Here is a 26,133-nt window from a genome sequence, read left to right as displayed (position 1 = left end):
GAATCGGTCCGGTTTCGACTTGTCGCGACCAGGGTGACGGACCCCGGTCCCGGGCTGCGCAGCACGCGCAGTGGCAGGCCAGGAGTGCGCGGGACTCGGCCGGGAGGTCGCATTGCTTGCGCCAGTAGCCGCCCGCGAAGCCCAGGATCGTATGCCTTGGTCGGTGCCGGGCAGCAGGACCCGCATGGACTCCAGACGCCTGCCCGCTGCCTCCCAGGTCGCGGCCGTCCTGGAGGGGCCGTTCCGGCGTCCCGCGACGCGGAGAACACCGCCCTGTCTGAGGTGATGGCGGCCCTCAAAGGGAGTCTGGCGCGTGGCGTCACGACCGTCGAGGAGAGCTCGACCCGCGTGCCCGGTGGCCGGTGTGGTGATCAACCCGTCTACCAGGAGCTTCTTCATGTCATCAGGGGGACGCCGGACTCTCGATCATCCTGCGACCGGCAGACCGCTCCGGGATGAAAAATATCCGCGGAAAGGTTCGTCCCGGGCCGACATTCACGCCGGCCCGGGACGGATCTTTCAGTGAATTCTAATAGAAGAGGTAAAGAGCAAAGCGAGAGCCGACGAGCTCACATTTGTAATCCTGGACGATGCCGCCGTTGGTGATGGCGTTGAAGCCGGTTCTGGTGCAATCGTTTCTATACTGGTAGTAATCCGCGAAGTGCCATGAGGGGGCGGCCTGCGCGGAGGTGGTTGCGGCGGGGGCGGCCATGGCGGGGGCGGCCATGGTGCCGAAGGCAAGCCCACCTGCCATCAACGCCACTGTGGCCAGACGACGAGCTCTCATTCTTTTCCTGCCCTTCGTTGAAGAGGCACGCGCCCGTGAACGGCGATTCTGGTGGTAATCGCGTCTCAAGCACATGATTTCCTGCCGTCAGAGTGCGCCGACATACTTGGAAACCAGTTGTGGATCACTGGAAAATCCAGCTGAGGAAGGCTTTTTCATCCTGGGTGGCGATCGGCTTCGACGGTCTACCGGACGAGGACGGCCTGGACAGTCGCGGAGCCGGCGGTCTCTTGGGCGTACGTGCCCACCCAGGACGAATCAGGTGGAGAACACTCTCCATCTATCGGAGGTGATCTTTGCACGCTTGAGGTGACACGCTCGGAAACGGCCTGAAGCTCAGCACCGCCTTCCTTGATCAGGTGGTGGAGCGGTGTACTCGTCATACCCCTCGGAGTAGGGGGATCGGGCGGCCAGCGGGCAGATCAGTCGCGATAGATCGCTGTCAGCCGGGACCGCGACGCCACCCCACAGGCGTGCGGTGCCGTCACCACCGGCGCTGGCCAGGGTCCCCCCGTCAGGGCTGAAGGTCACGCCGCTGATGAACGGCAATCCATTGGAGGAGGCGGTGTGTCCGGTGAGGGGGTCGCCCAGCTGCCGGTGGGTGGTGGTGTCCCACAGCCGGATGGTGCCGTCGGCTCCCCCGCTCGCGAGACTGCGTCCATCAGGGCTGAAGGCCACGCTGTTGATGGAGTCGACCACTGGGTTGCGGGTGTCCTGGTGCCCGGCGAAGGGATTGCCGCGCTCCTGCCCGGTGGAGAGATCCCACAGGCGCACCACGCTCTCATCGGTGTCGGCGATGGCGAGGGCACGCGCGTCGGCGCTTAGGGCAAGGGCGCTCACCGAGCCTTCGCGACGCGGCGGGAGAACGGCGTCGCCACTGTGGCCGGCGATGTTCCACCGGCGGACGCTTCCGTCGATTCCCGCGCTGGCGAGGCCACGCCCGTCTCGGGTGAACGCCACCTCAAGAACGCGGCCGCCGTGCCCGGTCAGCGGGGCGCCGAGCGGGCGATGGGTGGCGACGTCCCACAGGCGTACGGTGCCGTCGTCTCCGGCACTGGCCAAGGTGCGCCCGTCCGGGCTGAAGGCGACGGTCTGGACTCCTTTCCTGTGTCCGGTGAGGGTCGCGACTTCGCGGTGCGTCGCGATGTTCCACAGACGCACGGTGCCGTCGGCTCCGGCACTGGCGAGAACGCGTCCGTCCGGGCTGAATGCCAGCCGGAGAACATGCTCTTTGTGGCCGGTGAGGGGTTCGCCGCGACGTCGGTGGGCGGCTATGTCCCAGATGTGCACGATGCCATCGCTCCCCGCGCTGGCCAGGATGCGGCCGTCAGGGCTGAAGGCGACGGTCCAGGCGAACTCGGCGGCGGCGTCGAAGGGGCCGCCGAGTTGGCGGTGCGCGGTGACATCCCAGAGGTGGACGGTTCCCTCGAATCCGGCACTGGCGAGAGTGTGTCCGTCCGGGCTGTAGGCCAGCCCGATGACGCTGTTCTTGTGCCCGGTGAGCGGGGCGCCGAGCGGGCGGTGGGTGGCGACGTCCCACAGGCGTACGGTGCCATCGTTTCCCGCCGTGGCCAAAGTGCGTCCGTCGGGGCTGAAGAGCACCCCGTTGACGGGGTTGAATGCGGAACCGATGGCGTCCGTGTGGCCGGTGAGCGGGGCGCCGAGCGGACGACGGGTGGCGACGTCCCACAGCCGTACGGCCTTGTCGGCGGCTGTGGTGGCCATTGTCTTCCCGTCCGGGCTGAAGGCGACGCCGCGGACGTCGTCCGGGTGGCCGGTGAGCGGGGTTCCGAGCGGACGGCGGGTGGCGACGTCCCACAGCCGTAGGGTCTTGTCGTCTCCGGCACTGGCGAGGGTGTGTCCGTCCGGGCTGTAGGCGACCGCGTAGACGGGGCCCTTGTGTCCGGTGAGGGGGGCGCCGAGCTGCCGATGGGCGGATATATCCCACAAGCGTACGGTTTTATCGTTTCCTGCGCTCGCGAGCGTGTGCCCATCCGGGCTGAAGGCCACCGCCCAGACGAATTCGCTGTGGCCGGTAAGGGGAGCACCGATGGGGCGATGAGTGGTGACGTTCCACAACCGTACGGTGCCGTCCAGTCCGGCGCTGGCGAGCGTGTGCCCGTCCGGGCTGAAAGCGACGGAGGGGACGACATCCTGATGGCCGGTGAGCGGGGTGCCGATGGGGCGGCGGGTGGCGACGTCCCACAGCCGTATGGTGCCATCGGTTTCCGAGACGGCCAGAGTCTTTCCGTCCGGGCTGTAGGCCACGGCCCACGCGGAGCCCTCGCCTACCGCGATGATGCCTCGGCCGGCGCCGGCGAGGATGTCGAGCACGCTGTAGCGCGCCTCGGGCGTACGGGCGACGCGCCAGGCGTTGGCGGCCAGCGCGGCGGACCGTACCGGATCGGCGGCCGCGATGTACTCGCTCTGTAGCGCCCGCTCGCGTGACGTGGCCTCCTGGCTCCGCGCCTCGGCGAGACGCTGCTGGGTCCTGGCGTCGTTCGCGGCGAGGACGGCCGCCCCGGCGCCTCCCAGCGAGGCGATCAGCAGGACGATGAGGGTCACCAGGGTGACCCGGCGGCGCCGTCTGGCCCGCTTCGCGGCCGCGTCACTGCTGGTCAGGAAGTCGGCGACGACCTCGTTCAGAAAGGGGTGGCGGGTCGGGCCGGAGCGCCAGCGCTCGCGGGTCCGGTCGATGGCCTCCAGCCGGGCGCCGGTGTAGAGATAGCCGGGCTCGCGTCGCTGGCGGTCCCAGCGCGCGGCGTCCTCGGAGAGTTGCTGGCCCACGAGCAGGTCGGCGCGGTCGGCGTCGATCCAGGATCGCAGTTGCGGCCAGGCACGGATGAGGGCTTCGTGGACGATGTGGGCCCGATCCTGATCCACGGTGATCAGCCGGGCTCGGGTGAAGGCGTCGAGGACGACCCGGGCTTGATCATGTTCCGGACTGCCGGCCGCAGGGAGCAGTTCCAGCAGGGGGACCGTTCGGCGGGTGTCGTCGGTGGCCTCGCCAAGCCGGACGAGGCGCAGGAACATACGGCGCGCGGTGTCCCGGGCCAAGGAATCGGGAGGCTCTGGCCCGCTTGGCGGCCGCTTCGCGCTGTGGGAGGGCGCGGTGTCGGACGACTGCGGTGACCGGGGTGCGGTGCCGGACGACTGCGGTGACCGGGGTGCGGTGCCGGACGACTGCGGTGACCGGGGTGCGGTGCCGGACGACTGCGGTGACCGGGGTGCGGTGGTGAGAAGGTCTGGTGAGTGGAGGGAGTTCAGGGTCTCGTCGGCGGTGCGGGCCAGCGCCTGGGTGATTCCGCCGGTCGCGCGGTAGGCCGCCAGGGTGAGGACGCCGTCCTCGCGGCGTTGCCAGGTGGCCAGCAGCGCATGGGACAGCAGCGGCAGAGGGGTGCTGTCGGTGCTGTCGCCGAGGTCGTCCAGCAGTTGTTCCACCAGGCCCTCATCGAGGGTGAGACCGGCCAGCCGGGCCGGTTCCTCGATCACATCGCGCAACTGGTCGCGGGTCAGCGGCGGAACGACGGCCGCGTGCTCCAGCGCGTCCACGAGTCCGGGGTAGGCGGTGCAATGGCCGAAGAAGTCGGCGCGCACGCCGATCACCACGGGCACCTTGCGGGAGATCGCGACGAGTGCCCTGATGAACGGTGCGCGGCGAGACTCGTCCTCGCAGAGGGTGAAAACCTCTTCGAACTGGTCAATGAGGAGAACGGTGTCCTCAGGAAGGGCGTCCCACAAACGATCGGGGTCGGGCGGGGTTATGAGCCGTTGGCGTCCTCCACTCGTGTCCCCCAAGCGATCGGGGCCAGGTGGCGTCGCGAGCAGCTGCTCTCGTTCAGCTGTCGTGTCGCCCGTGCGATCGGGGTCGGGCCGGCTTCCTCCAGTCAGGTCGGTCACGCTTTGGAGAAGACCGCCGAAGGGATCGGCGCCAGGGGTGAGCAGCAGGCAACGTTCGGAGCCCAGCGCCGCGATCAGCCCGGCCTGCAGGACGGAGGACTTGCCTGAACCGGAGGGACCGGTGACGACGAGCGGTGCACCTCGCTCGGAGGTCACCCGATCGGCGAGGGTATGCGTGAGTGCTTCACGGCCGAAGAAGAAGGCCGTGTCCTCGGCGCGGTAGGCACGCAGACCTCGGTAAGGGCTGTGCTGCCCGTCATCGGGCAGTGCCGCCGGGAAGCGGTGACCGGCCGGGGGACGGTACGCGGCGTTGACCACGATCGGGCGGCCACCGTGGTCGGCGGCCTGGCGGCGGGGAACGGGCATGCCGCGTTCGCGCAGGCCACGGGTGAGACAGCGGTGCACGTCGTCAAGGCCGAGCAGGTACGGTCCGGTCGGGTCGCCTTCGGTGAGCAGGTGGATGAGCGCGCCGGTGAAAGCGGTGTGGCGATCCCCGGGCAGCGCCCAGGCCGTCTCGTCGCGGCTGGTGGAGGTCAGCAGATAGGTGTCCGGCCAGCCGGTGGCGCGTCCGGCCCAGCAGCAGTCCAGGATCACCACGCTCAGCCGGGCCCTGCTCCTTGACAGCAGGTCGGCGACTTCCGCGTACGGCAGCGCCTGGTTCCTGACCGGGCCTTGGGTGAGGTCCACCGTGGCCTGGGTGGCGAGATACAAGCGGTTGTCAGGACCGATGAGACCGTGTCCGACATATACGAAGACCAACACGTCGGTGGCCTGCTGGGACAGGGCGTCGATCGCCGTCGCCAGCCGGGCGGGATCGTCCGGGTTCACCAGGAGCGTCAGCTGCTCGGGAGCCAGATCGGTGTGCTCGACCAGGGTGGTGGCCAGGTCGGTCGCGGCGGAGACCGCCTGGGGCACGTCGCGGATCCTCGCCTCCGCGACGTGCCGGCCCGAGCCGACGATCAGCACGCGAACGCCGGATCCGGACAGCAGGAGCCTCGGCGTGGCCTCAGCCACCATCCGCCTCCTCCTCACTCTCCCGTTCGTGGTCCAGAGCGGGTCGGGTGATCACCGGTAATGGCGATCGCCTTTCCTGCTCGGCACGAGACCCGGGTTCTCGCCGGTGCGAGACCCACCCCGGTTATCGCTTCCAACCTCCCCTTCGCTACGTCACAGCTGACGAAACCCGTTCTCCCGAAGCACCGCCAACGGATGACACCGGAACTCCCCAGGCGCGCTCGACCAGGAGGACCGATGTCAGGGACCTGGCCGATGGGATCTCAGGACAGCTTGCGTGGCCCACACCAGGTCAAAGCCCGCTCCGCCGCGACGAATGAAGGTCAAGCCAGGAATCCGCGAGCGAGTGCTCGTCGCCCACCAGCGCGGCGAACCGTCCGCGGAAGCACAGCTCACCGAAGATCTTCGCGAAGTCACCCCGTTGATCTCGTCGATGAACCGCATGCCCCTCTCCGAACAGCCTGCTCACTATCGACGAACCAAGGGCGGATGTCGTACCGATCCCTTACGGTGACAGATCGTGAACAGCGAGTCATGCGCGTACATTGATGAGTCCATGCGGGTCGGTGCCGGACTCTATGTGCTGGCCGCCGCGGTCGTTCCCAACCACCAGGCCGTTACGTACAGGGCGGCTCTTCGCGCATTGCTTCTCTCCAAGCAGCCGCGCCTGCACTGGCGGGACGAAAGGCCGAAACGCCGTCTTGAGATCGTCTATGCGCTTGCCGAACTGTCGCTCGACGTGATCGCGGTCGTGGGCACCGATATGCCGTCATCAAAACAGAAGCGTGCTCGACGTAAATGCATGGATCGCCTCTACTGGCGACTCGCCCAACGACGTGTGCCCCACGTGATCATGGAGGGGCGCGGTCAGGCGGGCAACAAGGAAGACCTCGACATGGTTAACGCTCTACGCGCGCAGAACATGTTGCCTGACGAGATGCGCGTCGAGTGGGCCGACCCTCTTTGCGACGAACTCCTCTGGCTTCCCGACATCCTTGCGGGCGTCATCGCGGCAGCGGCCGCAGGGGACACGGCACTGCTGGGGATTCTCGAAGAAGGGGTGATCGTCGATCGACTGCGCTGCGACTGATTGAGAACAGCGCGAAGCCCGGGGTCCTGTCAGTTCCGGCAGTAAACCCGGGCTCACTTCCTCTCCCCCTAGCAGGGGGCGGCACCGCCAACCCTACCCGGCTATCGTCGGCGAACACATCGCTTTCCGTTATCGTCCAGCGGGCGGCCGAAGTTCTTGCCCACTTCAAGATCATTCAACCGTGTCGCCGTCACCAACGTCCATGGTCAGCCCAGGAGCGCGCGGGTCTCGGCCAGCAGATCGCACTGGTCGCGCCAGTCGCCGCCCGCGAAGCCAAGGACCAGGTGACGCGCCCCGGCGTCACGGTAGGCGGCCAGCCGCTCGGCCACCTGCGCGGGTTTCCCGGTGAGGGGCAGCTGCACGGCCTCCTCCATGGGGATGCCGTACCCGGTGATACCCGAGGCGATGGACTCGCGGGTGGGCAGGCCGGGCCCCGAACCGAGGACGCCGGTGGCGCCGATGGCGACGACCGGCTCGGGGCGCCCGTGGGCGGCGGCGAGCTCGGCCAGCCTGGTTCGGCCCGAGGCCACCTCCGACGGCGGGATCATCGAGGGGAACCAGCCGTCCCCATAGCGGGCCGCCCGCCGCACGGCCACCGCCGAGGCGTTGCCGACCCAGATCGGCGGCGGCGTCACGGCCGGTTGGAGCCGCGCCTCTCCCGGCTCGTCCACCAGCGCGACGGTCTCCCCGGCCAGCAGCCGCGCCAGCAGCTCCAGTGCGGTGTCGGTCCGTCTGCCGCGCTCGCCGTACGGCACTCCGGCCGCCGCCCACTGCCCGGCCCCGCCGCCGGAGCCGACGCCCAGCACCAGCCGGCCGCCCGAGACGTGCTGCAGGCTCGCGACCTGCTTGGCCGCCCAGGCCAGGGGCCGGATCGCCGGGACGAACACGCTCGCGCCGATCCGGATCCGGCTGGTCGTCGTCGCCGCGACGGCCAGCGCCACGGCGCAGTCCAGTGATGCGGCCCCGGTGGCGAGGTGGTCGCCGTGCCAGACGCCGTCCAGCCCGGCCTCCTCGGCATGGCGCGCGGCGGTGCCCAGATCGAGCCGCTGCTCCCGCTGCACGCCGATGCCGGGCAGAATCACTCCGATGTCCATGGACGCCATCCTTCAACCTCAAGTGACCTTGAGGTCAACTCGCCACGGGAAGTGCTTCGCCCTCTCCAGTCCGGTCAGGCGATGCGATAGCGGTGCTCGTCGACGGTGGCGACCACTTCAAGTCGCCCTCCAAGCGCCTGGACGTATGCCGTTAGCGTGCCCAGCGTCGCAGACCCCAGCTCCCCGCGTTCGATCGCGGAAATCCTCTCCTGTCGCACGTGCATCCGCTCCGCGACGTCAATCTGGCGCAGGCCCAGTTGTTTGCGCACGGCGGTCAGCCTGATGGCAGTGACCGCCTCGGCCGCGCCCTCGTCGATCGCGGTGATGTCCTCCTCGTCGAAGATCTCGTGTTTGACGTCGTCCCACCGGTGGAATGTGGTCATCGCTCGTGCTCCTTCGGTGATGCTTCCAGTCGTTCTATCCATTCGGTGAAGAGACTCTCTGTGAGCGGTATCGCCTTTTCGTACCAAATGTTCCATTCCCCAGCCTTGTCGCCGGCCACCAGAAGCACGGCGTTGCGACGGGGATCGAAGGCGAACAGGATCCTGATCTCGCTCCGGCCCGATGATCCGGGACGGAGTTCTTTCATGTTCTGCAGGGTGGAGCCTGTGATCCTGTCAACCAGTGGCCTTCCGAGAGCGGGTCCGATCTCGATGAGGGTCTGGATGGCCTGGCCGACCAGTCTTGAAGTCGCGCGATCACTTGCTCGTGTCGCGTGCAACCACTCTCGAACCTCCTCCGTCAACTCCAGGTTCCACGCCATGGCGAACTCCCTTCATAGTATGCAGGCATACTATGAAGGGCAAGAATGTCACGGTGGGTTTTTATTTGGATTCGCCGTGTAGTTATTGGCCGACCTTGTGTCGGAGAGGTCGTTCTTCGGATGAGCCCTCAGGGGATACGGCGGTGACGGAGGCCGACGCTCAGTGGCGGGGGAGCGGCGTGGTTTGGCGGGTGGGGAGGCGGTGTCGGGGGCCAGTTCGGTGACGAGCCGGCCGGACGGCCACAATGAGCTGCGGGCGGCCATGGACCTGCTCACCGACACGCTCCTGTCCCACCTGTCGTACGAGGAGAGGGAGCTGGTCGAGCCGCTCGCCAGGCTCGGCCTGTACTGAACGCCACGCGCAGGTTCGGGGGAGGGCTCTCCCCGGCGACCGGGGCCGGCGACCGGGCCCGACGATCGGGGCCGGCGACTGGGACCGGCGGCCAGCGACCGGGGCCGGCGGTGAAGCGGGAAGCCCGGCCCGTGGCGGGCAGGATGTCTCAGGACACCTCGGCGACCAGGCGCTTGCGGAAGACCCAGTACGACCACGCCTGGTAGCCGAGCACGAACGGCAGCGCGATCAGACCGATCCAGGTGAGCATGCCCAGCGTGTACGGGCCGGAGGCGGCCTCGGCGACGGTGAGGCCGGGGAGCGGGGCGGGCCACAGGGCGCCGAACAGGGCGGCGCCGCCCAGCGCGATGGACGAGGCGGTGGCGGCGAACGCCCAGCCGTCCCGGCCGCGCCAGGTCAGCGCGATCCCCGCGGCCAGGGCCGCCACCGAGGCGAGCGCGCCCGCCCAGAGCCACGGGGCCGCCGACCAGCCGGCGGCCACCGCATCCGTGGCCGGGATGTTCGGCAGTGCCGCCACCGCGGCGGGCAGCGCCACCGCGGCGGCGATCATCGCGGCGCGCCGGGCGCGGGAGCGCACCGGCCCCGAGGTCTTGAGCGCGACGAACACCGCCCCGTGCAGCACGCACAGCGAGAGGGAGAGCACTCCGCCGACCAGCGCGGCCGTCGCGCTGTTCCGCAGCAGGTCGGCGAAGACGGCACCCCACAGGAACGCGGGAAGCGCGCTGCCGACCAGCACGCCCAGGTCGCACCAGACGCGGTCGGAGGCGTGCTGGACCTTGCCGCGCCACTCCAGGCCGACGCCGCGCACGATCAGGCCGACGAGGATCAGTGTGATCGGCAGGTAGAACTCGCTGAGCAGCCCGGCGTACCAGGCGGGGAAGGCGGCGAACATGGCGCCGACCGCGGTGATCAGCCAGACCTCGTTGCCGTCCCAGACCGGGCCGATCGTGCCCAGGACCTGCTTGCGCTCGGCCTCGTTCCTGGCCAGCGCCGGTGCCAGCATGCCCACGCCGAAGTCGAAGCCCTCCAGCACGAAGTAGCCGATCCACAGGAACGCGATGAGTATGAACCAGAAGGTGGTGAGTTCCATGGTGGTCGCCTTCAGTACATCAGGGTCGGCTGGAGCCGGGCGCTCGCGGCCTGGTCGTCGTCGCGCGAGGGCGGGGTGAGGGGCGCGGCGGGGACGGCGGGCTCGGGGCCCGTCTTGACGTGGCGGGTGATCAGTACGGCCTCGGCCACCGCGAACACGCCGTACACCAGAGTGAAGATCGCCAGCGAGAGGGCCACCTCGGTGAGGCTCACGCCGGGCGACACGCTCGCCGCGGTGAGCAGCTCACCCTGGACGGTCCACGGCTGGCGGCCGATCTCGGAGAGCAGCCAGCCCGAGATCATCGCGATGGTCGGCAGCGGCAGCGCCAGCAGGGCGGCCCTGGCGAACCAGGCCGGGATCTCCTGCTGCGGGCGGTTGCCGCCGCGGCGTTTGCGGGTCAGCCAGAGACCGAGAATCGACAGGCCCACCGTGGCCATCCCGAAGACGATCATCACGCGGAAGGACCAGAAGACCACCGGCAGGTTGGGCAGGTAGTCGGCCGGGCCGAACTGCTCGGTGAACCGGGCCTGCAGGTCCGCTGTGCCCTGGACGACCGAGTTCGGGTCGTTGGTGGACAGGAAGCTGAGCAGTTTGGGGATCTCCACCCCCGGCACCGGGGAGAACGCCGCGCCGGCCGTGTCGTGGGTGAGTCCCTCGGCGGCGGCCAGCTTCATCGGCTGCTGCTCGTACAGCAGTTTGGCGGACATGTCCCCGCTGACCGCGACCACCGCGCCGGCGAGCGCCGTCATGACCAGTGCGGCCCGGATCGGGGTCCGCCAGATGCTCGCCGTGTTCCGCCGGGCCGGCAAGGCCCCCTCGGGGGCGGCGCGCCGCTCCCGCAGGACCTGGTAGCCGCAGATCGCCAGCACGAAACCGCCCCCGACCACGAAGGCCGCCCCCACCACGTGGGGCACCTGCACGAGGGCGGCGGAGTTGGTGAGCACCGCCCACAGGTCGGTCATCCGGGCCTTGCCGTCGACCACCTCGTAGCCGACCGGGTGCTTCATCCAGGCGTTGGCGGCGAGGATGAAGTAGGCGGACACGGTGGAGCCGATGACCGCGATCCAGATGGTGGCCAGGTGGATGCGTTTGGGCAGCTTGTCCCAGCCGAAGATCCACAGACCGATGAAGGTCGACTCCAGGAAGAACGCGAGCAGTGCCTCCAGCGCCAGCGGGGCGCCGAAGACGTCGCCGACGAAGATCGAGTATTCGCTCCAGTTCATGCCGAACTGGAACTCCTGCACGATGCCGGTCACCACGCCCATCGCGAAGTTGATCAGGAAGATCTTTCCGAAGAACTTCGTGAGCCGCAGGTAGTGCTCCTTGCCCGTGCGGTGCCAGGCGGTCTGCAGGCCGGCGACGAAGACGCCGAGGCCGATGGTCAGGGGTACGAACAGAAAGTGGTACACGGTGGTCACCCCGAACTGCCACCGAGCCAGGTCTAGTGCGTCCATCTTCCCTTCGCGTTTCCCTCGCGGGCCTGTTGCTCTACGGCTTGTAGTTCTACTTCTAGTAGTACTACAGGCTGTAGAGTAAAGGGGGGAGGAGACGCCGCGAGCTGATGCGATCTTTGTCACATGATTCGGTGCGAGACCGCACTTCTCCGCCGGACCGAGACCGTCCCTCGGCTCGCGACGCCGGCTCTCCTCATGCCGCAGGGAATGTCTCCACGTATGGCCCGGCATGAAGGGACATGTCTCCCGTCACGCCGGGCACATCCCCGCCGCCCGCCATCCCCCCGGAGGCGTGACTCCATGGTGGAGCGTGCGGCACCCCCGGGGCGTCCACCTCCGGAGTGATTTCGAGGTACGCCGCGCGGGCGACATCGCGAGCCCTTACTTCCCGCGCGAAGCGGGGGAGGGTCGCAGGGGCGCCGCCTTCAGGTACGCGTCGAGGTTACCGAGCTCGAACCCCCGGCGCTTGATCTTGGCGATGAGGATCTTGAAGTCACGGGCGAGGTTCGGCCGGAAGTGCAACAGCAGCACGTCGCCGGGGCGGAGCCTCTTGTCGGGCACCTGGTAGGCGATCTTCCCGCCCGGCTGCACGGTCGCGGTCCAGAGCAGGAGCGCGTCGATACCGCAGGCCTTGGCGGCCCTGCGGGTCGCGGTGTTGTGGTTGCCGAACGGGGGGCGGAACAGGGTGGGCGCGGTGCCGGTGTGCCTGCGGATCAGTGTGGAGGTACCGCAGATCTCGGCCTTCTGCCCCTCGTAGCCGAGCGCGGGCAGGTTCGGGTGCGTCAGCGTGTGGTTCTCGATCGTCGCCCCCGCGTCGCGCAGGTCGCGTACGTACCCCCACTTGCCCGCGCCCAGGAACCTGCTGCCCTGGGCGGTCGGATCGGCCGCGCCCCTGGCCTCCACGGCGTCGCGGGTGACGAAGGCCGCCACGGGGATCCGCTGGTCGCGGACCTGTGCCACGAAGCCCGGATCCTGCTCCCAGCCGTCGTCGATGGTCAGGAAGACGACCTTCCGCCTGGTGGGGATGGAGCTGATCACCGGAGGCAGGCCGTCACCGGGACGGGGGATCACGCCCACCTCACCCCGCCTGGGCATCGCACCCGGTGGCCCTGCCGCCTTCCTCGCGGCTCGGCCATCCGTACCGGCGGGGGCCTTCCCCGAGCCGGAGGAGACTCCTGGCGCGGGGGCGGCACCCTCGCCGGGCCCGCCGTCCAGGCCCGTGGCGCACCCGGCGCTCACCGCCAGGGCCGTCGCCGCCGCCGCTCTTATCGTCCAGTGAGTCCCCGATGCCATGGGCGACCATCCTGCCAGCAGCCGGGAGTCCGTTCGATCATGCCTCGCGAGGTGATTCGCGGGAGTCTGTCTGATCGTGCCTCGCGGGGCGATTCAAATGGCTATGTTCTGTACTCCCATGATCATGGCATTTAGCGGGGTAGGGTCAGCACTACCACGACTAGGGGTGGAAGCGGGGGTTTGCGATCACGGCGGCCACGCGATCCTGGGAAAGTCGTCATGTTCGGCCGACGCGGATGTGTGGCGTCGCCGGCTGACGTAATCATGTCGAGTGATCCGGCCCATCTGAGGAGAACCGTGACCAACTCCACCGCGATAGACGACGCGGATCCCCCCGTCCCCCTTGAAAGCGCGGAACGGGGTAGTGATTTCGCCCGGCTGTCGCGCCGGATCGTCCAGGCGGGGCTGCTGGACCGGCGCCCCGGGTACTACGCCGCACGGCTCGGCCTGGTGGCGGCGTCCTTCGTCGGCGGCTGGGCCGTCTTCTTCGCCGTCGGCGACTCGTGGTATCAACTGCTGGTCGCCGCCTTCCTCGCGGTGGTGTTCGCGCAGATCGGGCTGGTCGCCCACGACCTGGCCCACCGCCAGGTCTTCCGCTCCCGCCGTTCCAGCGAGATCGCCGGACTGGTGGCCGGAAACCTCTCCATCGGCATGAGCTACGGCTGGTGGATGGACAAGCACACCCGCCACCACGCCAACCCCAACCACGAGGACCATGACCCCGACGTCGCCCCCGACTTCCTGATCTGGTCGCACGAGCAGGCCGCCGAGAGCAGGGGGCTGCCCAGGCTCCTGGGCCGCCGGCAGGCGTTCCTGTTCTTCCCGCTGCTCACGCTGGAGGGGTTCAACCTGCACGTGTCCAGTGTCAGGGCCCTGATGCGCCCGACGACCAAGCACCGGGCCGTGGAGGCGTCGCTACTGACCGTGCACGCCGTCCTGTATCTGGGCGCGCTGTTCACGGTGCTGTCACCGGGCAAGGCCGTGGTCTTCCTCCTGGTGCACCAGGCGATCTTCGGTGTCTACCTGGGCTGCACCTTCGCGCCCAACCACAAGGGCATGCCGATGCTCAGGGGCGAGGAGAAGCTCGACTTCCTCCGGCGCCAGGTGCTGACCTCGCGCAACGTGCGCGGCGGCAGGGTCCTCGACGCCGTGCTCGGCGGGCTCAACTACCAGATCGAGCACCACCTCTTCCCCAGCATGCCGATGCCCAACCTGCGCCGTGCCCAGCCGATCGTCCGGGCCTACTGCGAGGAGTTGGGTGTCGACTACCTGGAGTCCGGGATCGTCAGCTCGTACGCGCAGGCGCTGCGCCACCTGCACGACGTGGGCGCGTCCCTGCGAGCCGGAAGCCCCGCGCCCGGCTGACCCGTCCGCGCCGGTCGGTCTCGTGCGTCAGGGCGGCAGCACTGACAACGACGGGTCGTCCCGGCGGGCAGATGTTGCTGTTATCCGCCCGCCCGGAGATTGCCTAGGGTGCTTGGTGTGAAGCTCGCAGGCAGTGCCGTGCTCGGCATCGACAGAGATCGTGTGTGGTCAGCGCTCCAGAACCCGGCCGTGCTCGTGCGCACGATCCCGGGATGCGAGCGCCTTGAGGAGACGGGCCCGGACACCTACCGGATGACCGTCACCGCGGGCGTGGCCTCCATCAAGGGCGTCTACCAGGGCGAGGTCGCCCTGTCGGAGCCGGAGGCCCCGGAACGGTTCGTGCTCAGGGCCCGTGGCCAGGGCGCCCCCGGCACCGTGGACGCCACGGTGGAGGTCCGTCTCAGCGAGGTCGAGGGTGGCACCCGGATCGACTACGACGCCGAGGCGGTGATCGGCGGCATGATCGGTGGCGTCGGCCAGCGCATGCTCGGCTCCGTCGCAAGGAAGACCGCGGGTGACTTCTTCTCCGCCGTGGAGAGTCACCTCGTCTCCGGCGAGATCTCCGGCGAGGTCTCCGGCGAGGCCCCTGCCGCCCCGGCCCTCGCTCCCGTCCTCACCACCGGTGCCCCCTCGGAGGACACCGCGTACACCGTGCCCACTGCGTCCACTGCGTCCACTGCGTCCACTGCGCCCGTCACGCCCGTCACGCCCGTCACGCCCGTCACGCCCGTCACGCCCGGAACAACGCTCGAAGCCGGCCCCGCGCACGTCTTCGAGCGCCCGGCCAAGCAGTCCAGGCCCGGAGTCCCCGCCTGGTCGCTCCTCGCCGCGTTCGGGATGGGCGCGGGCGTCGCGCTCGGCAGCGCGGTGATCGGCTGGCTGCTCGGCCGTACCGGCAGGAAACGGTGACGGTGGTCACAACCGGACGGAAGTGATCGCGTCGGCGGGACGTGCCGAGATCATGTCTCCACCCCTGCTGAGGCGGGTGTTCAAGGAATTGATCATGCTCCGGTGAGGAATCTGTGGTGTTCGGACCGGCGGTCCGCGTGTTTGACCGGTAAAACGCGCTCCTTTTAGGATCCTGGCGTACGTCTGCCACGACGGGTCACGGGGGAACATGGAGCCGCTGCTGATCCTGCATGCAGTGGCGGCGGTGCTCGCCCCGGCGCTGGTGCGCCGCTTCGGCCGGGCCGCGTTCCTCCTGCTCGCCGTGCCACTGGCCTGCGGGTTCGGCTACACGATCTGGATCGCCCTGACCGGTGTCCCCGTCGAGTCGCACCACGACTGGGCGCCGGGCCTCGGCCTGGGGTTGTCCTTCCGCGCCGACGCGCTGGCCGTGCTCATGATGGCCCTGGTCACGGGTGTGGGCACGCTGGTCGTGCTGTACTGCTCGCGCTACTTCTCCGCAGGCGCCGAGGGGCTCGGCCGGTTCGCCGGGGTGCTCGTGGCCTTCGCCGGGGCGATGCTCGGGTTGGTGGTCGCGGACGACCTCCTGCTGCTCTATGTGTTCTGGGAGCTGACCACTGTCTTCTCCTACCTGCTGATCGGCCACGACCCCGCCGGCAGGACCAGCCGCCGCTCCGCGATGCAGGCGCTGATCGTCACCACGTTCGGCGGCCTGGCGATGCTGGGCGGCATGGTCGTGCTCGGCGAGGCCGCGGGAACGTATCGCATCTCGCGGATCGTGCAGAGCCCGCCGTCCGGCGGCCTGGTGGCGGTGGCGGTGGTGCTGATCCTGGTCGGCGCGCTGTCGAAGTCGGCGGTCTTCCCGTTCAGCATGTGGTTGCCCGCGGCGATGGCCGCGCCGACACCGGTCTCGGCCTACCTGCACGCCGCGGCGATGGTGAAGGCGGGAATCTATCTGCTCGCCCGCCTGGGCCCGGCCTTCGAGGAGCTCGCCGCCTGGCGGTGGGTCGCCGTACCCCTGGGCCTGCTCACCATGCTGCTCGGCGCCTGGCGGGCGCTGCGCGAGCACGACCTCAAGAAGCTGCTCGCCTACGGCACGGTGAGCCAGCTGGGTTTCCTGACTGTGCTGTTCGGCGCGGGCACCCGCGACACCGCGATCGCCGGGGTCGGGATGCTGCTCGCGCACGCACTGTTCAAAGCCTCCCTCTTCCTGGTCGTCGGCGTCATCGACCACTCCACGGGCACCCGCGACCTGCGCGAGCTGAGCGGCCTGCGGCGCTCGGCGCCGTGGCCGGCCGCGGTCGCCACCGGGGCCGCCGCCTCGATGGCGGGCATCCCGATGTTCCTGGGGTTCGTCGGCAAGGAGGCGGCCTTCGAGTCGCTGCTGACCGGCCGGGGCACCGACACGGCGGTGCTCGCCGGAGTCGTCCTCGGGTCGGCGCTCACCGCCGGCTACAGTGCGCGTTTCCTGTGGGGCGCCTTCGGCGCCAAGCCCGGTGTCGAGCCGGTGCCGGTGCACCCCGCGGGCGCCGCGATGCTCCTGCCGCCCGCACTGCTCTCGGTGCTCGGCCTCGCCGCGGCCCCGTTCGCCGCACGGTACGGCGAGGCGATGCGGAGCTACACCGACACCTTCCCCGGACCCGGCCACGGCACCCACCTCGCGCTGTGGAGCGGCGCCCCGGTGCCGCTGCTGCTGTCGGCCGTCGCGCTGGCGGGTGGAGCGCTCCTCTTCCTGGCCAGGAAGCCGCTGGCGCGGATCGGGGAGGCCCTGCACCTGATCGACTCCGGCCGGGCCTACTGGGCCCTGGTCCGCGGGCTGGAACGTTTCTCCCTGCAGCTGACCGGCGTCGTCCAGCGTGGCTCACTGCCCGACTACCTCATGATCGCATTCGTCTCGGTGGCGGGGGTGGGCGCCTTCTCACTGGCGTACGGTCCCGAACCCGACCTTCGGCTGGACCTGGTGGCCTGGGACCGTATCGAGCAGCCCGTCATCGGCGTGCTCATCATCGCCGCGGCGGCCATCGCGCTCAGGGTGCGCTCGCACATCGTGCTGGTGCTGCTGGCGGGCCTGACCGGGTACGGCACGGCGCTGCTGTTCCTCGTCCACGGCGCGCCGGACCTGGCGCTGACCCAGTTCCTCGTCGAGACGCTGAGCCTGGTCGTGTTCGTGCTGGTGCTGCGGAGGCTTCCCCTCGGGCCGAGGGAGGACCGGCCCCGGGTGCCGTTCGGCGCGCGGCTCACCCTCGGCATCGTGAGCGGCGTCGTGGTGGCGGGGGCCGGCCTGCTCGCGATGAACGCGCGGCAGGCGACACCGATCGGCACGCTGATGGCCGAAGCGGCGAAGGAGGCCGGGGCCGCCAACATCGTCAGCGCGCTCCTGGTCGACATCAGGGCCTGGGACACCATGGGGGAGAGCTCCGTGCTCGTCGTCCTCACCCTCGGCATGACCGGCCTGGTCTTCCTGCGCAGCCGCTCGTACGCGCCGCAGCCTCCGACGGAGAAAACCGGCGAGGAGAGAACCGGTGAGGAGCCCCGGACGTACTGGCTGGCGACCAGTCTGCCGCCCGGGCAGCGGACGGTCGTCCTCGAATTCGTGGCCCGGGTGACCTTCCACACCGTGATGCTGGTCTCGGTCTTCCTGCTGTTCACCGGGCACAGCGGGGTGGGCGGCGGGTTCGCCGGGGGCATCGTGGCCGGTCTCGCGCTGGTCCTGCGCTACCTCGCCGGAGGCAGGCACGAGCTGACCGCCGCCGCGCCGGTCGCCCCCGGGGTGCTGATCGGCCTGGGGCTCCTGCTGTCCACGCTCACCGCCCTGGTGGGGCTGTCGGCCGGTGCGGGGCCGCTGGACATGCTCTCCGCCGACCTGTACGTCCCGCTGGTCGGCAAGCTGCACCTGTCGACGGTGCTCCTGTTCGACCTCGGGGTCTACATCACGGTGATCGGCATGGTGCGGGACATCCTGCGCAGCCTGGGCGCCGAGCTGGATCGGCAGATCGAGGAGGGGGAGAGCCGATGACCGCGCCCGTGCTGCCTCTCCTGGTGGTCGCCGCGCTCGTGGCCGCGGGGGTCACGCTCCTCCTTGAGCGGAGCCTGGTCCGGCTGCTGGCCGGGGTCATCCTGCTCGGCAACGGGGTGAACCTGCTGATCCTCACCGTGGGCGGGCCGCCGGGGGAACCACCGATCCTGGGCGTGTCCGACCCGGAGCGGATGGCCGACCCGCTGCCGCAGGCCATGGTGCTCACCGCCATCGTCATCACGCTGGGCGTCACCGCCTTCCTGCTCGCCATGATCCACCGGTCCTGGCAGCTCACCGGCGCCGACGAGGTACAGGACGACACCGAGGACCGCCGGGTGCGGCTGCGCGCCAGGCGCGGTGAGCTCGGCCAGGCCGTGCTCGACCGCGAGGAGGCCTACCAGCGGCTGGTCCGCGAGCAGCGGGCCGAGCTGGCCCGGCTGGAGGAGGCCCAGCACGAGCGGGAGCGCAGGGAACTGGATGAGCTGGAGCAGCAGATCCTCGACGTCAACGTCGACCTGGGCCGCTGGCTGCAGGAGCACAAGAACGACGGCCTGTCCGCCGAGCGGCTCGCCGAGCGTTTCGCCGAGGCCCAGCAGGCGGAGGACGTCTCCAAGGAGGGCCGGGAGAGGCGCGTGAGGGAGATGCGCGCCGAGTTCGCCCGCAGGAGGCGGGAGCAGGCCGCGCGGGAGCGCGAGATCCGCAAGCGGCTTCGCGCCCGCCAGCGCGACGCCCGCAGGCAGATGCGCGCCGCCATCCGGGAGGACCGGGCGCGGCAGGCCAGGGCGCAGGATCCCGAGCTGGAGGGCGAGGACTGATGGAGGCGCTCATCCCGGTGCCCGTGGTGCTGCCGCTGCTGGCCGTCGGTCTCAAGCTGGCCATCGGCAGCAGGCTGCGCAGGCTCCAGGCACTCATCAGCGTGGGCACGCTCGCGGTGGTGCTGATCGTGTCGCTGTTCCTGCTGGTCGCGGCCGACAGCGGGGGCCCGCTGGTGTCCCGTGCCGGGGGCTGGGGCGCGCAGATCGGCATCGCGCTCGTCGCCGACCGTCTCTCCACGCTGATGCTGGCGGTCTCCTCCGCGGTGACGCTCTGCGTGATGATCTACTCGCTCTCCCAGTCCTGGGCGGACCAGGAGCACAAGGCCTCACTGTCGATCTTCCACCCGGCCTATCTGATCATGGTCGCCGGAGTGTCGGACGCCTTCCTGTCCGGTGACCTGTTCAACCTCTTCGTCGGGTTCGAGATGCTACTCGGCGGCTCGTACGTGCTGCTGACCTTCGGCGGGACCGAGTCCCGCATCCGGGCGGGCGCCACCTACACGGTGATAGGACTGGCGTCGTCACTGTTGTTCCTCGTCGCGATCGCGGTGGCCTACGGCGCCACGGGCACCGTGTCGCTGGCGCAGCTGGCCGAGCGCTTCTCGATGCTGCCCCAGCACGTCAGGCTGCTGGTCGAGCTGACACTCCTGCTGGTCTTCGTGGTCAAGGCCGCGATCTTCCCGATGTCGGCGTGGCTGCCCGACTCGTATCCGACCGCGCCCGCTCCCGCGACGGCGCTCTTCGCCGGGCTGCTCACCAAGGTCGGCATCTACTCGATCATCCGGCTGGAGGCGTTGCTGTTCCCCGGTGGCCCGGTGAGCGGCCTGCTGATGTGGGCGGCGCTGCTGACCATGCTCGTCGGGGTTCTCGGGGCGGTAGCCCAGACCGATATAAAACGGATGCTCTCCTTCACCCTGGTCAGCCATATCGGCTACATGGTGTTCGGAGTCGCCCTGTACAGCGTCCAGGGCATGGCAGGTGCCGTCTTCTACGTGGCCCACCACATCACCGTGCAGACGAGCCTGTTCCTGGTGACCGGCATGATCGAGCGCCGCACCGGTACCACTTCCCTGGACGGCCTCGGCGGCCTGGCGAAACTGACACCCGTGATCGCGGTGCTCTTCTTCGTGCCCGCGATGAACCTGGCGGGCATCCCGCCGATGTCGGGCTTCCTGGGCAAGCTCGGGCTGATCCAGGCGGGAGTGGCGGACGGCGGCCCGATGGCCCTGACCCTGGTCGCGGGAGGGCTGGTGACCAGCCTGCTCACCCTGTACGCGGTGGCCACGACCTGGAACAAGGCCTTCTGGCGGGTACCGCCCGCGGGAATGGTCACCGAGGGGGGAACCGTGCTGGAGACCCAGGAAGGCGAGGACGGGGCAGAGCCGCAGGGGGAGCCGGGCGCGGGCGCCCGGAGCGGGACCGCGGCCGAGGCGATCGTCACCTCCGTCACCATGCCGAAGCTCATGTTCGCCTCCACGGCCGCCCTGGTGGCGCTGGCGCTGTCCTTCACCGTGCTGGCCGGCCCGCTGTTCGCCCTGTCGGAGCGGGCCGCGGCGGAACTGCTGGCCCGCGAACCGTACATCTCCGCGGTGCTCGGCGGTGAGCGGTGAGCGAGCCCCGCCGGGTGCTCCCGGCGCCCCGGTTGCCGGGCAGGCCCGTGCCGCTGCCGCAGGTGCTCTGGCTGACCGTGATCTGGCTGCTGCTCTGGGGAGACCTGAGCGTGGGCAACGTGCTCGGCGGCCTGCTGGTCGGGCTGGTCCTCGTGTGGCTGCTGCCCCTGCCGATTCAGGACACCGGCCTCCGGCTCCACCCCGTCTGGATCCTGCTGTTCCTCGTCCGCTTCGTACGGGACATGATGGTGTCCAGCTTCCGGGTCGCCTTCTGGGCGCTGCGCCTGGGCAGGCCGCCGCCGATGCAGCTCGTCGAGGTGAGGCTACGCGCCTCGTCGGAGGCCATGGCCGTGCTGGTGACCGTGGCGCTGTCGGCGCTGCCGGGCAGCCTGGTGCTGGAGGCGAACGTCCGCCGGAGAACGCTGCTGCTCCACGTGCTCGGCGTTCCGGGGGATCCGGCGACGGTCGGACAGGTCACCCAGGATGACGTGACCCGGTTGGAGAACCGCATCGTGGCCGCCTTCGGCACCCGCGCGGACCAGGAGGAGGTGCGATGACGACGGTGTACCTGATCGTTCTGGGGCTGCTCGCCGCCGCCGCGGCGATGACGCTCTACCGCCTGGTGCGCGGTCCGACGATGCTGGACCGGGCCGTCGCGCTGGATGTGCTCACCGCCGTCGTCATCTGCGCGATCGGGGCGGGGGCGGCGACCTACCGGGACTACTCGGTACTGCCCGTGCTGCTGGTGCTGTCCCTGCTGGGGTTCGTCGGCTCGGTCTCGCTGGCCAGGTTCTTCTCCGGGCGTGCCCGGTGACCGTGATGGACGTGGCCGCGGCCGTCTGCCTGCTGCTGGGGGCGGGACTGGCGTTCGCCGCGGGGGTGGGCATGGTCAGGTTCCCCGGCACTCTGGCGCGCATGCACGCGGCGACCAAGCCCCAGGTGCTCGGGCTCCACCTCATCCTGCTCGCCATGTGGCTGCGCGACCCCAGCTGGAAGATCGCCGGCGTCATACTCCTGGTCGCCGTCTACCAGGTGGTGACGGCCGCGGTGGCCGCCTACATGGTGGGCAGGGCCGCCTACCTCACCGCGGCGCCGCACGACGACGGCGGCGACGGCACGGCCGTACCGCCCGGCGACGGCACGGCCGTACCGCCTGGTGACGCTCGCGCCTAGGGATCTCCCGGCGTACCGTGTCGGTATGCGTGAGGGACGTGCGGAGGACGCAAGGACCGAGGCCAGACGACTGATCCGTGACCTACTGGGCGAGGAGCGGCCGGACGCCGCCCTTCTGCTGGGCGAGGCGGGAGCGGCGCTGGGCGCCGACCGCGTCGCGCGTTCCGTCGAACTCGCACGAGGCGCCCCCCTCACCCGCAGATCCACCGAGCTCGCCGCGCTGGCCGCCCTGCTGGTCGGAACCCGTGAGCTCGGCGAGCGGTGGTGGCGGCGCGAGCGCGGCGGCAAGCTGCCCGCGCCGGACGAGGTGCTCCGGAGCTCCACCGCGATCGAACCGTGGACCGACCTGACGGTTCTGGAAATGCTCGCCGCCTGGATCGCCGACGACGCGGCGGACGAGACCTGGGGCCGCCCCGCCGCCGTCACCGACCTCAACTCCTGGCAGGCCGAGGACCGGGTCGAGCTGCCGCCCGACGCGTGCCCCGGCCGGCGGATCGTGGTCGCCTTCGACGCGGGCGGCCGACTCGACGCGGTGGTCCTGCGCCGGGCGGACAACGAGCTCGGTTCCAACCTCGACTTCGACTCCCTGCGCTACTCCCGCCCCGCCGAGGCCCAGTGGAGCTGGGGCGTCGCCGCGGGGCTCGGCCCGCACCGGCTGGACGAGCACCCCGACCCGTACGAGCAGCCGGTCGACGCCGAGGCCGCCGCGACCCTGCACACCTGGGCGCTGCGCCAGGGCGCCTCCGCCGCACAGGTGGGTGCGGTGTGGCGCGACAGGGGCGATGTCATCGCCGCCATCGAGCGGATCGACTGGATGTGGCGCAGCGGCGAGTGGTTCGCCTGGTGGCGAGGGGTGTCCGCCCTGGTCGACGGCGAACCCGGGCAACTGGCCGCACGCCTCGCGGAGATCGCCGACGCCCCCTAACGCGACGTTCCGCTCGTCGCCCCACTCGGGGGCCTGCCACCGGGCGGCTCGCCGGGTCGACCTCCACCTGACCTGGCCCTACTAGCGGGTGGAGAGTCCCGCCAGGGCGCCGGCGTAGATCTCGACGGCCTCCTCGATCCGGGGAATCTCGCAGTATTCGTCGGTGACGTGCGCCTGCTCCGGCTCCCCGGGACCGCAGATCACGGTGGGTGCTCCACCGCAGGCGGCGACGAGCACCGAGGCGTCGGTGAAGTAGCTGGCGGCCGGTCGCTCGCCCGGGGGGCGGGCCCCTGCGGCGACCAGGACCCGCACGAAGGGGTCGTCCGGGTCGGTCCACACCGAGGGCAGGTCGGTCAGCACCTCCAGCGAGGTCTCCCCGCCGAGCTTCTCCCGGAGCCGCTCACGTAGCTCCGTGTGGTCCTGGCCGGTGACCGTGCGCATGTCGACGGTCGCCTCGGCGAGGTCGGGGATGGAGTTCACGTTGATCCCGCCGTGTACGGTCCCCACGTTCGCGGTCGGCGCGCCGAGCCAGGGATGAGGGGGAACGCCGGGATCGAAGCATTCGACGGCGCCGATCGCGCGGGCCAGCTTGTAGATCGCGTTGTCGCCCAGGTGGGGCATCGAGCCGTGGGCGGTCCGGCCGTGGGCGGTCGCCTTCAGCCAGAGCGCGCCCTTGTGCCCGAGCAGGGCGCGGTTCGCGGTCGGCTCGGCCACCAGCAGCCCCCGGGACCGGCTGACCAGCCCACGGGCGATCATGTCGATCGCCCCCTCGCAGCCGGTCTCCTCTCCCGCGGTGAGGACGATCTCCAGCGCCACCCGGTGGCCCGGCCCGCGCGCGTGCCGCTCGGCGGCGACGACCAGCGCGGCCACCCCGGCCTTCATGTCGCTCGACCCGCGCCCGTAGAGCCGGTCGCCGTCCACCTCCGCGGTGTGCGGCTCGTGCGTCCATGCCTGGCCGCCCAGCGGAACCGTGTCGAGGTGACCGGTGAGGGTGACGGGCACGCCCGTTCCCCATCGGGCCACCAGTCCGGTACGGCCGGGTGCGTGGTCGTGCGTCCGCACCTCGAAACCGGCGGCCTCCAGCCTGTGGGCGAGCGGTTCGGCGACCGCGGCCTCGCCGCCGCCCACCGAGTCGATCCTGATCAGCTCGCGGGTCAGTTCCACGACGTCGGTCATGCCGATCCCCTGCCTTCCTGACCGTCCCCGGTCACGGTTCCTGAGACTCCGGCGGTGGCCGTGTCCCCGGTCAGGACTCCTGCGGCTCCGGTGGTGACCACGCCCCTGGTCACGAGGCGGCTGGTCTCCCGTACGACGAGCCGGGGAGCGATCGCGATGCGCTGCGCGGGCCGCGGATCGCCCACCCGTACCTGGTTCAGCAGGCGTACCACCTCGGCCGCCATCTCCTCCACCGGCTGACGCACGGTGGTGAGCGGCGGGTCGCACATCGCCGCGTGGCCGACGTCGTCGAATCCCACCACCGCCACCTCCTCGGGAACGCGTACGCCGCCGACCCGCAGCGCCCGCAGCAGGCCGACCGCGATCTCGTCGTTCCCGCAGACCACCGCGTCCGGCAGGGGGCCGTCGGCCAGGAGTGACTGCCCGGCCTCGAAGCCCCAGGCGAGGGTGAACTCGCCGAGCAGCGGCGGCCTGGAGGCGATCCCGGCGCGGGCTGTGGCGAGCTGGAAGCCGGCCAGCCGCAACCTCGCGGAGGAGTTCATCAGGCGGCTGCTGACGAAGACGACGGAGCGTGCTCCTCCGGCGACCACGTGGTCGACTGCCTGGGCCAGCGCCGAGTCGTCGTCCACGCCGACCCAGTCGGCTCCGCCGCCCTCGATGTAGCGGTCCACCTGCACCAGGGGCACCTGCCGGGCGGCGTTCAGGACGGCCGGCGCGCTGGCCTCAAAGTCGCACGGGCTGATGATCAGGCCGTCCACCCGCCGGGCCAGCAGCGTGTTCAGCCGCCGGGCCTCGATCTCGGGTGCGTACAGGGAGGCGCACAGCAGCAGGTCCCGCCCGGTCTCCTGGAGTTGATGCTCCACCGATTCGACGATCGTGGTGAAGAACGGGTTGCCGATGCCGGGAACGATCATGCCGATTGTTCCGGTGGTCTGGTCGCGCAGTGCCTTGGCGATGGCGTTCGGCCGGTAGCCCAGCTCGGTGGCGGCCCGTGTCACTCGCTCGGCCACCTCGGCGGTGACTTTGCGGCGGCCGGACAGGGCACGCGAGGCCGAGGCCACGGAGACGCCGGCCGCTCTGGCCACGTCGTGGATTGTCACGCCCATGTTGTGTAATCGATTTCCCTGGTCGCGCTGAGGATAACCGGTCGCCTCCCCGCCACACGAGCTCGCTCAGGTGCGGGTTGTTAGAACCATAGAGCGTCTGCGGCCTTACGTCACCTTGACGAGCGTTTGCCCTGGTCGCTACCATCCCCGGATATTGGTAATCGATTACCAAACCCCCTGCATCAGCGTCTCGAAAGGCTGATTCGATGGCACGACCGACTCGCTTCACCCGCCTGACCGCCGTCACGGCAATCCTTGCCACCGGCCTGCTGGCCGCGGCATGCGGCGGCACGGACGCTTCCGACACCGCGCCCTCAGCCGACGGCGGAGAAAAGCCGAAGATCGGCCTGGTGCAGATCAACCAGCAGGCGATCTTCTTCAACGAGATGAACGCCGGCGCCCAGCAGGCCGCGAAGGAGGCGGGCGTCGACCTCACGATCTTCAACGCCAACGACGACCCCGTGAAGCAGAACGAGGCCATCGACAACTTCGTCCAGCAGCAGTTCGACGGCGTCATCGTGGTGGCCATCGACGTCGAGGGCATCAAGCCCGCCGTCAAGATCGCCAAGGACGCGGGACTGAAGGTCGTGGCCGTCGACGCGATCGTGGACTCCCCTGCGGTCGACACCCAGGTGGGCGTGGACAACGCCGAGGCGGCCAAGCAGATGGGCATGTTCGTCAACGAGTGGGCCAAGAAGCAGAACGTGTCCGTGCCGAACATCGGCGTGGTCGGCGCGCTCAACTCATTCATCCAGAACGTGCGCAAGGACGGCTTCAACTCGACCGTCGAGGCGGCCGGCGCCAAGATCGTCCAGACCGTGGACGGGCAGAACAAGCAGGAGGCGGCCCTGGCCGCCGCCGAGAACCTGCTCACCTCGCGCTCGGGCCTCACGGCCGTGTACGCCACCGGAGAGCCCGCGCTGCTCGGCACGGTGGCCGCGGTGAAGTCGCAGAACGCGAGCGACCGGGTCAAGGTCTTCGGCTGGGACCTCACCGCGGAAGTGATCGGCGGCATCGACGCCGGCTTCGTCGCCGGAGTCGTGCAGCAGGACCCCAGGACCGAGGGCTACGAGGCGGTCAAGGAGGTCAAGGCGCTGATCGGAGGCGCGCAGGCCAAGAAGACCATTGATGTGCCCGTCACGATCGTGACCAAGGAAAACGTCGACAAATACCGCTCCACGTTCAAGTGAGCGGCGGAGAGACC

22 protein-coding genes are annotated in these 26,133 nt (G+C 70.0%); 12 read left to right on the top strand and 10 right to left on the bottom strand.

Translation table 11 applies throughout. From position 1 onward, the window contains the following. Positions 1-529: 529 nt before the first annotated feature. Both OG884_RS03230 and OG884_RS03225 read right to left on the bottom strand, forming a co-directional pair. Positions 530-754 (bottom strand): hypothetical protein, encoded by a 225-nt coding sequence (locus tag OG884_RS03230; RefSeq protein WP_326641958.1) that lies wholly within the window; start codon positions 752-754, stop codon positions 530-532. A gap of 369 nt (positions 755-1,123) precedes the next feature. Next, complete coding sequence (locus OG884_RS03225; protein ID WP_326641956.1) at positions 1,124-5,704, bottom strand: caspase, EACC1-associated type; 4,581 nt, start codon at positions 5,702-5,704, stop codon at positions 1,124-1,126. Positions 5,705-6,221: 517 nt separating this feature from the next. On the opposite strand from OG884_RS03225, the gene OG884_RS03220 reads away from it, so the two are divergent. Next, positions 6,222-6,791, top strand: a complete 570-nt coding sequence (locus OG884_RS03220; RefSeq protein ID WP_326641954.1) for a hypothetical protein — start codon at positions 6,222-6,224, stop codon at positions 6,789-6,791. 206 nt (positions 6,792-6,997) lie between these two features. On the opposite strand, the gene OG884_RS03215 is transcribed toward OG884_RS03220, so the two are convergent. The 3 genes from OG884_RS03215 to OG884_RS03205 all read right to left on the bottom strand — a co-directional run bounded on the left by OG884_RS03215 (position 6,998) and on the right by OG884_RS03205 (position 8,648). Then, positions 6,998-7,885, bottom strand: coding sequence for an LLM class flavin-dependent oxidoreductase (locus OG884_RS03215; RefSeq protein WP_326641952.1), 888 nt, complete (start codon positions 7,883-7,885; stop codon positions 6,998-7,000). Between the two features lie 74 nt (positions 7,886-7,959). Next, on the bottom strand, positions 7,960-8,268 hold the full coding sequence (locus tag OG884_RS03210) for a helix-turn-helix domain-containing protein (protein ID WP_326641950.1): 309 nt from the start codon (positions 8,266-8,268) through the stop codon (positions 7,960-7,962). Further along, positions 8,265-8,648 (bottom strand): type II toxin-antitoxin system RelE/ParE family toxin, encoded by a 384-nt coding sequence (locus OG884_RS03205; RefSeq protein ID WP_326641948.1) that lies wholly within the window; start codon positions 8,646-8,648, stop codon positions 8,265-8,267. Before OG884_RS03205 ends, OG884_RS03210 begins: the two co-directional genes overlap by 4 nt. A 184-nt stretch (positions 8,649-8,832) precedes the next feature. On the opposite strand from OG884_RS03205, the gene OG884_RS03200 reads away from it, so the two are divergent. Further along, positions 8,833-9,000 carry a hypothetical protein gene (locus tag OG884_RS03200; protein ID WP_326641946.1) on the top strand — a complete coding sequence of 56 codons (168 nt, stop codon included), beginning with the start codon at positions 8,833-8,835 and terminating at the stop codon, positions 8,998-9,000. Between the two features lie 148 nt (positions 9,001-9,148). Here OG884_RS03200 and cydB read toward each other — a convergent pair whose 3' ends face one another. The 3 genes from cydB to OG884_RS03185 form a co-directional block, all read right to left on the bottom strand. After that, positions 9,149-10,090, bottom strand: coding sequence for a cytochrome d ubiquinol oxidase subunit II (gene cydB, locus OG884_RS03195; protein WP_326641944.1), 942 nt, complete (start codon positions 10,088-10,090; stop codon positions 9,149-9,151). Positions 10,091-10,101: 11 nt separating this feature from the next. After that, positions 10,102-11,544, bottom strand: coding sequence for a cytochrome ubiquinol oxidase subunit I (locus OG884_RS03190; RefSeq protein WP_326641942.1), 1,443 nt, complete (start codon positions 11,542-11,544; stop codon positions 10,102-10,104). A 381-nt stretch (positions 11,545-11,925) separates the two neighbouring features. Next, positions 11,926-12,837 (bottom strand): polysaccharide deacetylase family protein, encoded by a 912-nt coding sequence (locus tag OG884_RS03185; protein ID WP_326641940.1) that lies wholly within the window; start codon positions 12,835-12,837, stop codon positions 11,926-11,928. A gap of 297 nt (positions 12,838-13,134) precedes the next feature. Between OG884_RS03185 and OG884_RS03180 the strand changes: the two genes are divergently transcribed. The 9 genes from OG884_RS03180 (at position 13,135) to OG884_RS03140 (ending at position 22,647) form a co-directional block, all read left to right on the top strand. Further along, positions 13,135-14,202, top strand: a complete 1,068-nt coding sequence (locus OG884_RS03180) for a fatty acid desaturase family protein (RefSeq protein WP_442811623.1) — start codon at positions 13,135-13,137, stop codon at positions 14,200-14,202. 117 nt (positions 14,203-14,319) lie between these two features. Beyond that, the gene (locus OG884_RS03175; protein WP_326641938.1) at positions 14,320-15,111 is read left to right on the top strand and encodes an SRPBCC family protein; all 792 of its coding nucleotides are present in this window, start codon (positions 14,320-14,322) and stop codon (positions 15,109-15,111) included. 208 nt (positions 15,112-15,319) lie between these two features. Beyond that, positions 15,320-18,124, top strand: coding sequence for a Na+/H+ antiporter subunit A (locus OG884_RS03170; RefSeq protein ID WP_326641936.1), 2,805 nt, complete (start codon positions 15,320-15,322; stop codon positions 18,122-18,124). After that, positions 18,121-18,939, top strand: a complete 819-nt coding sequence (locus OG884_RS03165) for a Na(+)/H(+) antiporter subunit C (RefSeq protein ID WP_326641934.1) — start codon at positions 18,121-18,123, stop codon at positions 18,937-18,939. The genes OG884_RS03170 and OG884_RS03165 overlap by 4 nt, the downstream gene beginning before the upstream one ends. Continuing rightward, positions 18,939-20,549, top strand: a complete 1,611-nt coding sequence (locus OG884_RS03160; protein WP_326641933.1) for a Na+/H+ antiporter subunit D — start codon at positions 18,939-18,941, stop codon at positions 20,547-20,549. The genes OG884_RS03165 and OG884_RS03160 overlap by 1 nt, the downstream gene beginning before the upstream one ends. After that, the gene (locus OG884_RS03155; RefSeq protein WP_326641931.1) at positions 20,546-21,106 is read left to right on the top strand and encodes a Na+/H+ antiporter subunit E; all 561 of its coding nucleotides are present in this window, start codon (positions 20,546-20,548) and stop codon (positions 21,104-21,106) included. Before OG884_RS03160 ends, OG884_RS03155 begins: the two co-directional genes overlap by 4 nt. Further along, positions 21,103-21,363 carry a monovalent cation/H+ antiporter complex subunit F gene (locus OG884_RS03150; protein ID WP_326641930.1) on the top strand — a complete coding sequence of 87 codons (261 nt, stop codon included), beginning with the start codon at positions 21,103-21,105 and terminating at the stop codon, positions 21,361-21,363. Before OG884_RS03155 ends, OG884_RS03150 begins: the two co-directional genes overlap by 4 nt. A 5-nt stretch (positions 21,364-21,368) precedes the next feature. Further along, entirely contained in the window at positions 21,369-21,722 is a 354-nt protein-coding gene (mnhG, locus tag OG884_RS03145) for a monovalent cation/H(+) antiporter subunit G (protein WP_326646843.1), read from the top strand. A gap of 25 nt (positions 21,723-21,747) precedes the next feature. Next, positions 21,748-22,647: a hypothetical protein gene (locus OG884_RS03140; RefSeq protein ID WP_326641927.1), complete on the top strand. Its 900-nt coding sequence runs from the start codon at positions 21,748-21,750 to the stop codon at positions 22,645-22,647. A gap of 81 nt (positions 22,648-22,728) precedes the next feature. On the opposite strand, the gene OG884_RS03135 is transcribed toward OG884_RS03140, so the two are convergent. Together OG884_RS03135 and OG884_RS03130 are read right to left on the bottom strand one after the other, a co-directional pair. Further along, positions 22,729-23,823, bottom strand: a complete 1,095-nt coding sequence (locus tag OG884_RS03135; RefSeq protein WP_326641925.1) for a M20 family metallopeptidase — start codon at positions 23,821-23,823, stop codon at positions 22,729-22,731. After that, positions 23,820-24,929, bottom strand: coding sequence for a LacI family DNA-binding transcriptional regulator (locus tag OG884_RS03130; protein ID WP_326641923.1), 1,110 nt, complete (start codon positions 24,927-24,929; stop codon positions 23,820-23,822). The genes OG884_RS03135 and OG884_RS03130 overlap by 4 nt, the downstream gene beginning before the upstream one ends. A gap of 206 nt (positions 24,930-25,135) precedes the next feature. Between OG884_RS03130 and OG884_RS03125 the strand changes: the two genes are divergently transcribed. Then, entirely contained in the window at positions 25,136-26,119 is a 984-nt protein-coding gene (locus OG884_RS03125) for a substrate-binding domain-containing protein (RefSeq protein WP_326641921.1), read from the top strand. Positions 26,120-26,133 lie beyond the last annotated feature (14 nt).

It is taken from the genome of Streptosporangium sp. NBC_01755 (assembly GCF_035917995.1).
Taxonomy (GTDB): Bacteria; Actinomycetota; Actinomycetes; order Streptosporangiales; family Streptosporangiaceae; genus Streptosporangium.
Note: the sequence above shows the minus strand (reverse complement) of the source record. Positions and strands in the feature narration are given on the sequence as shown.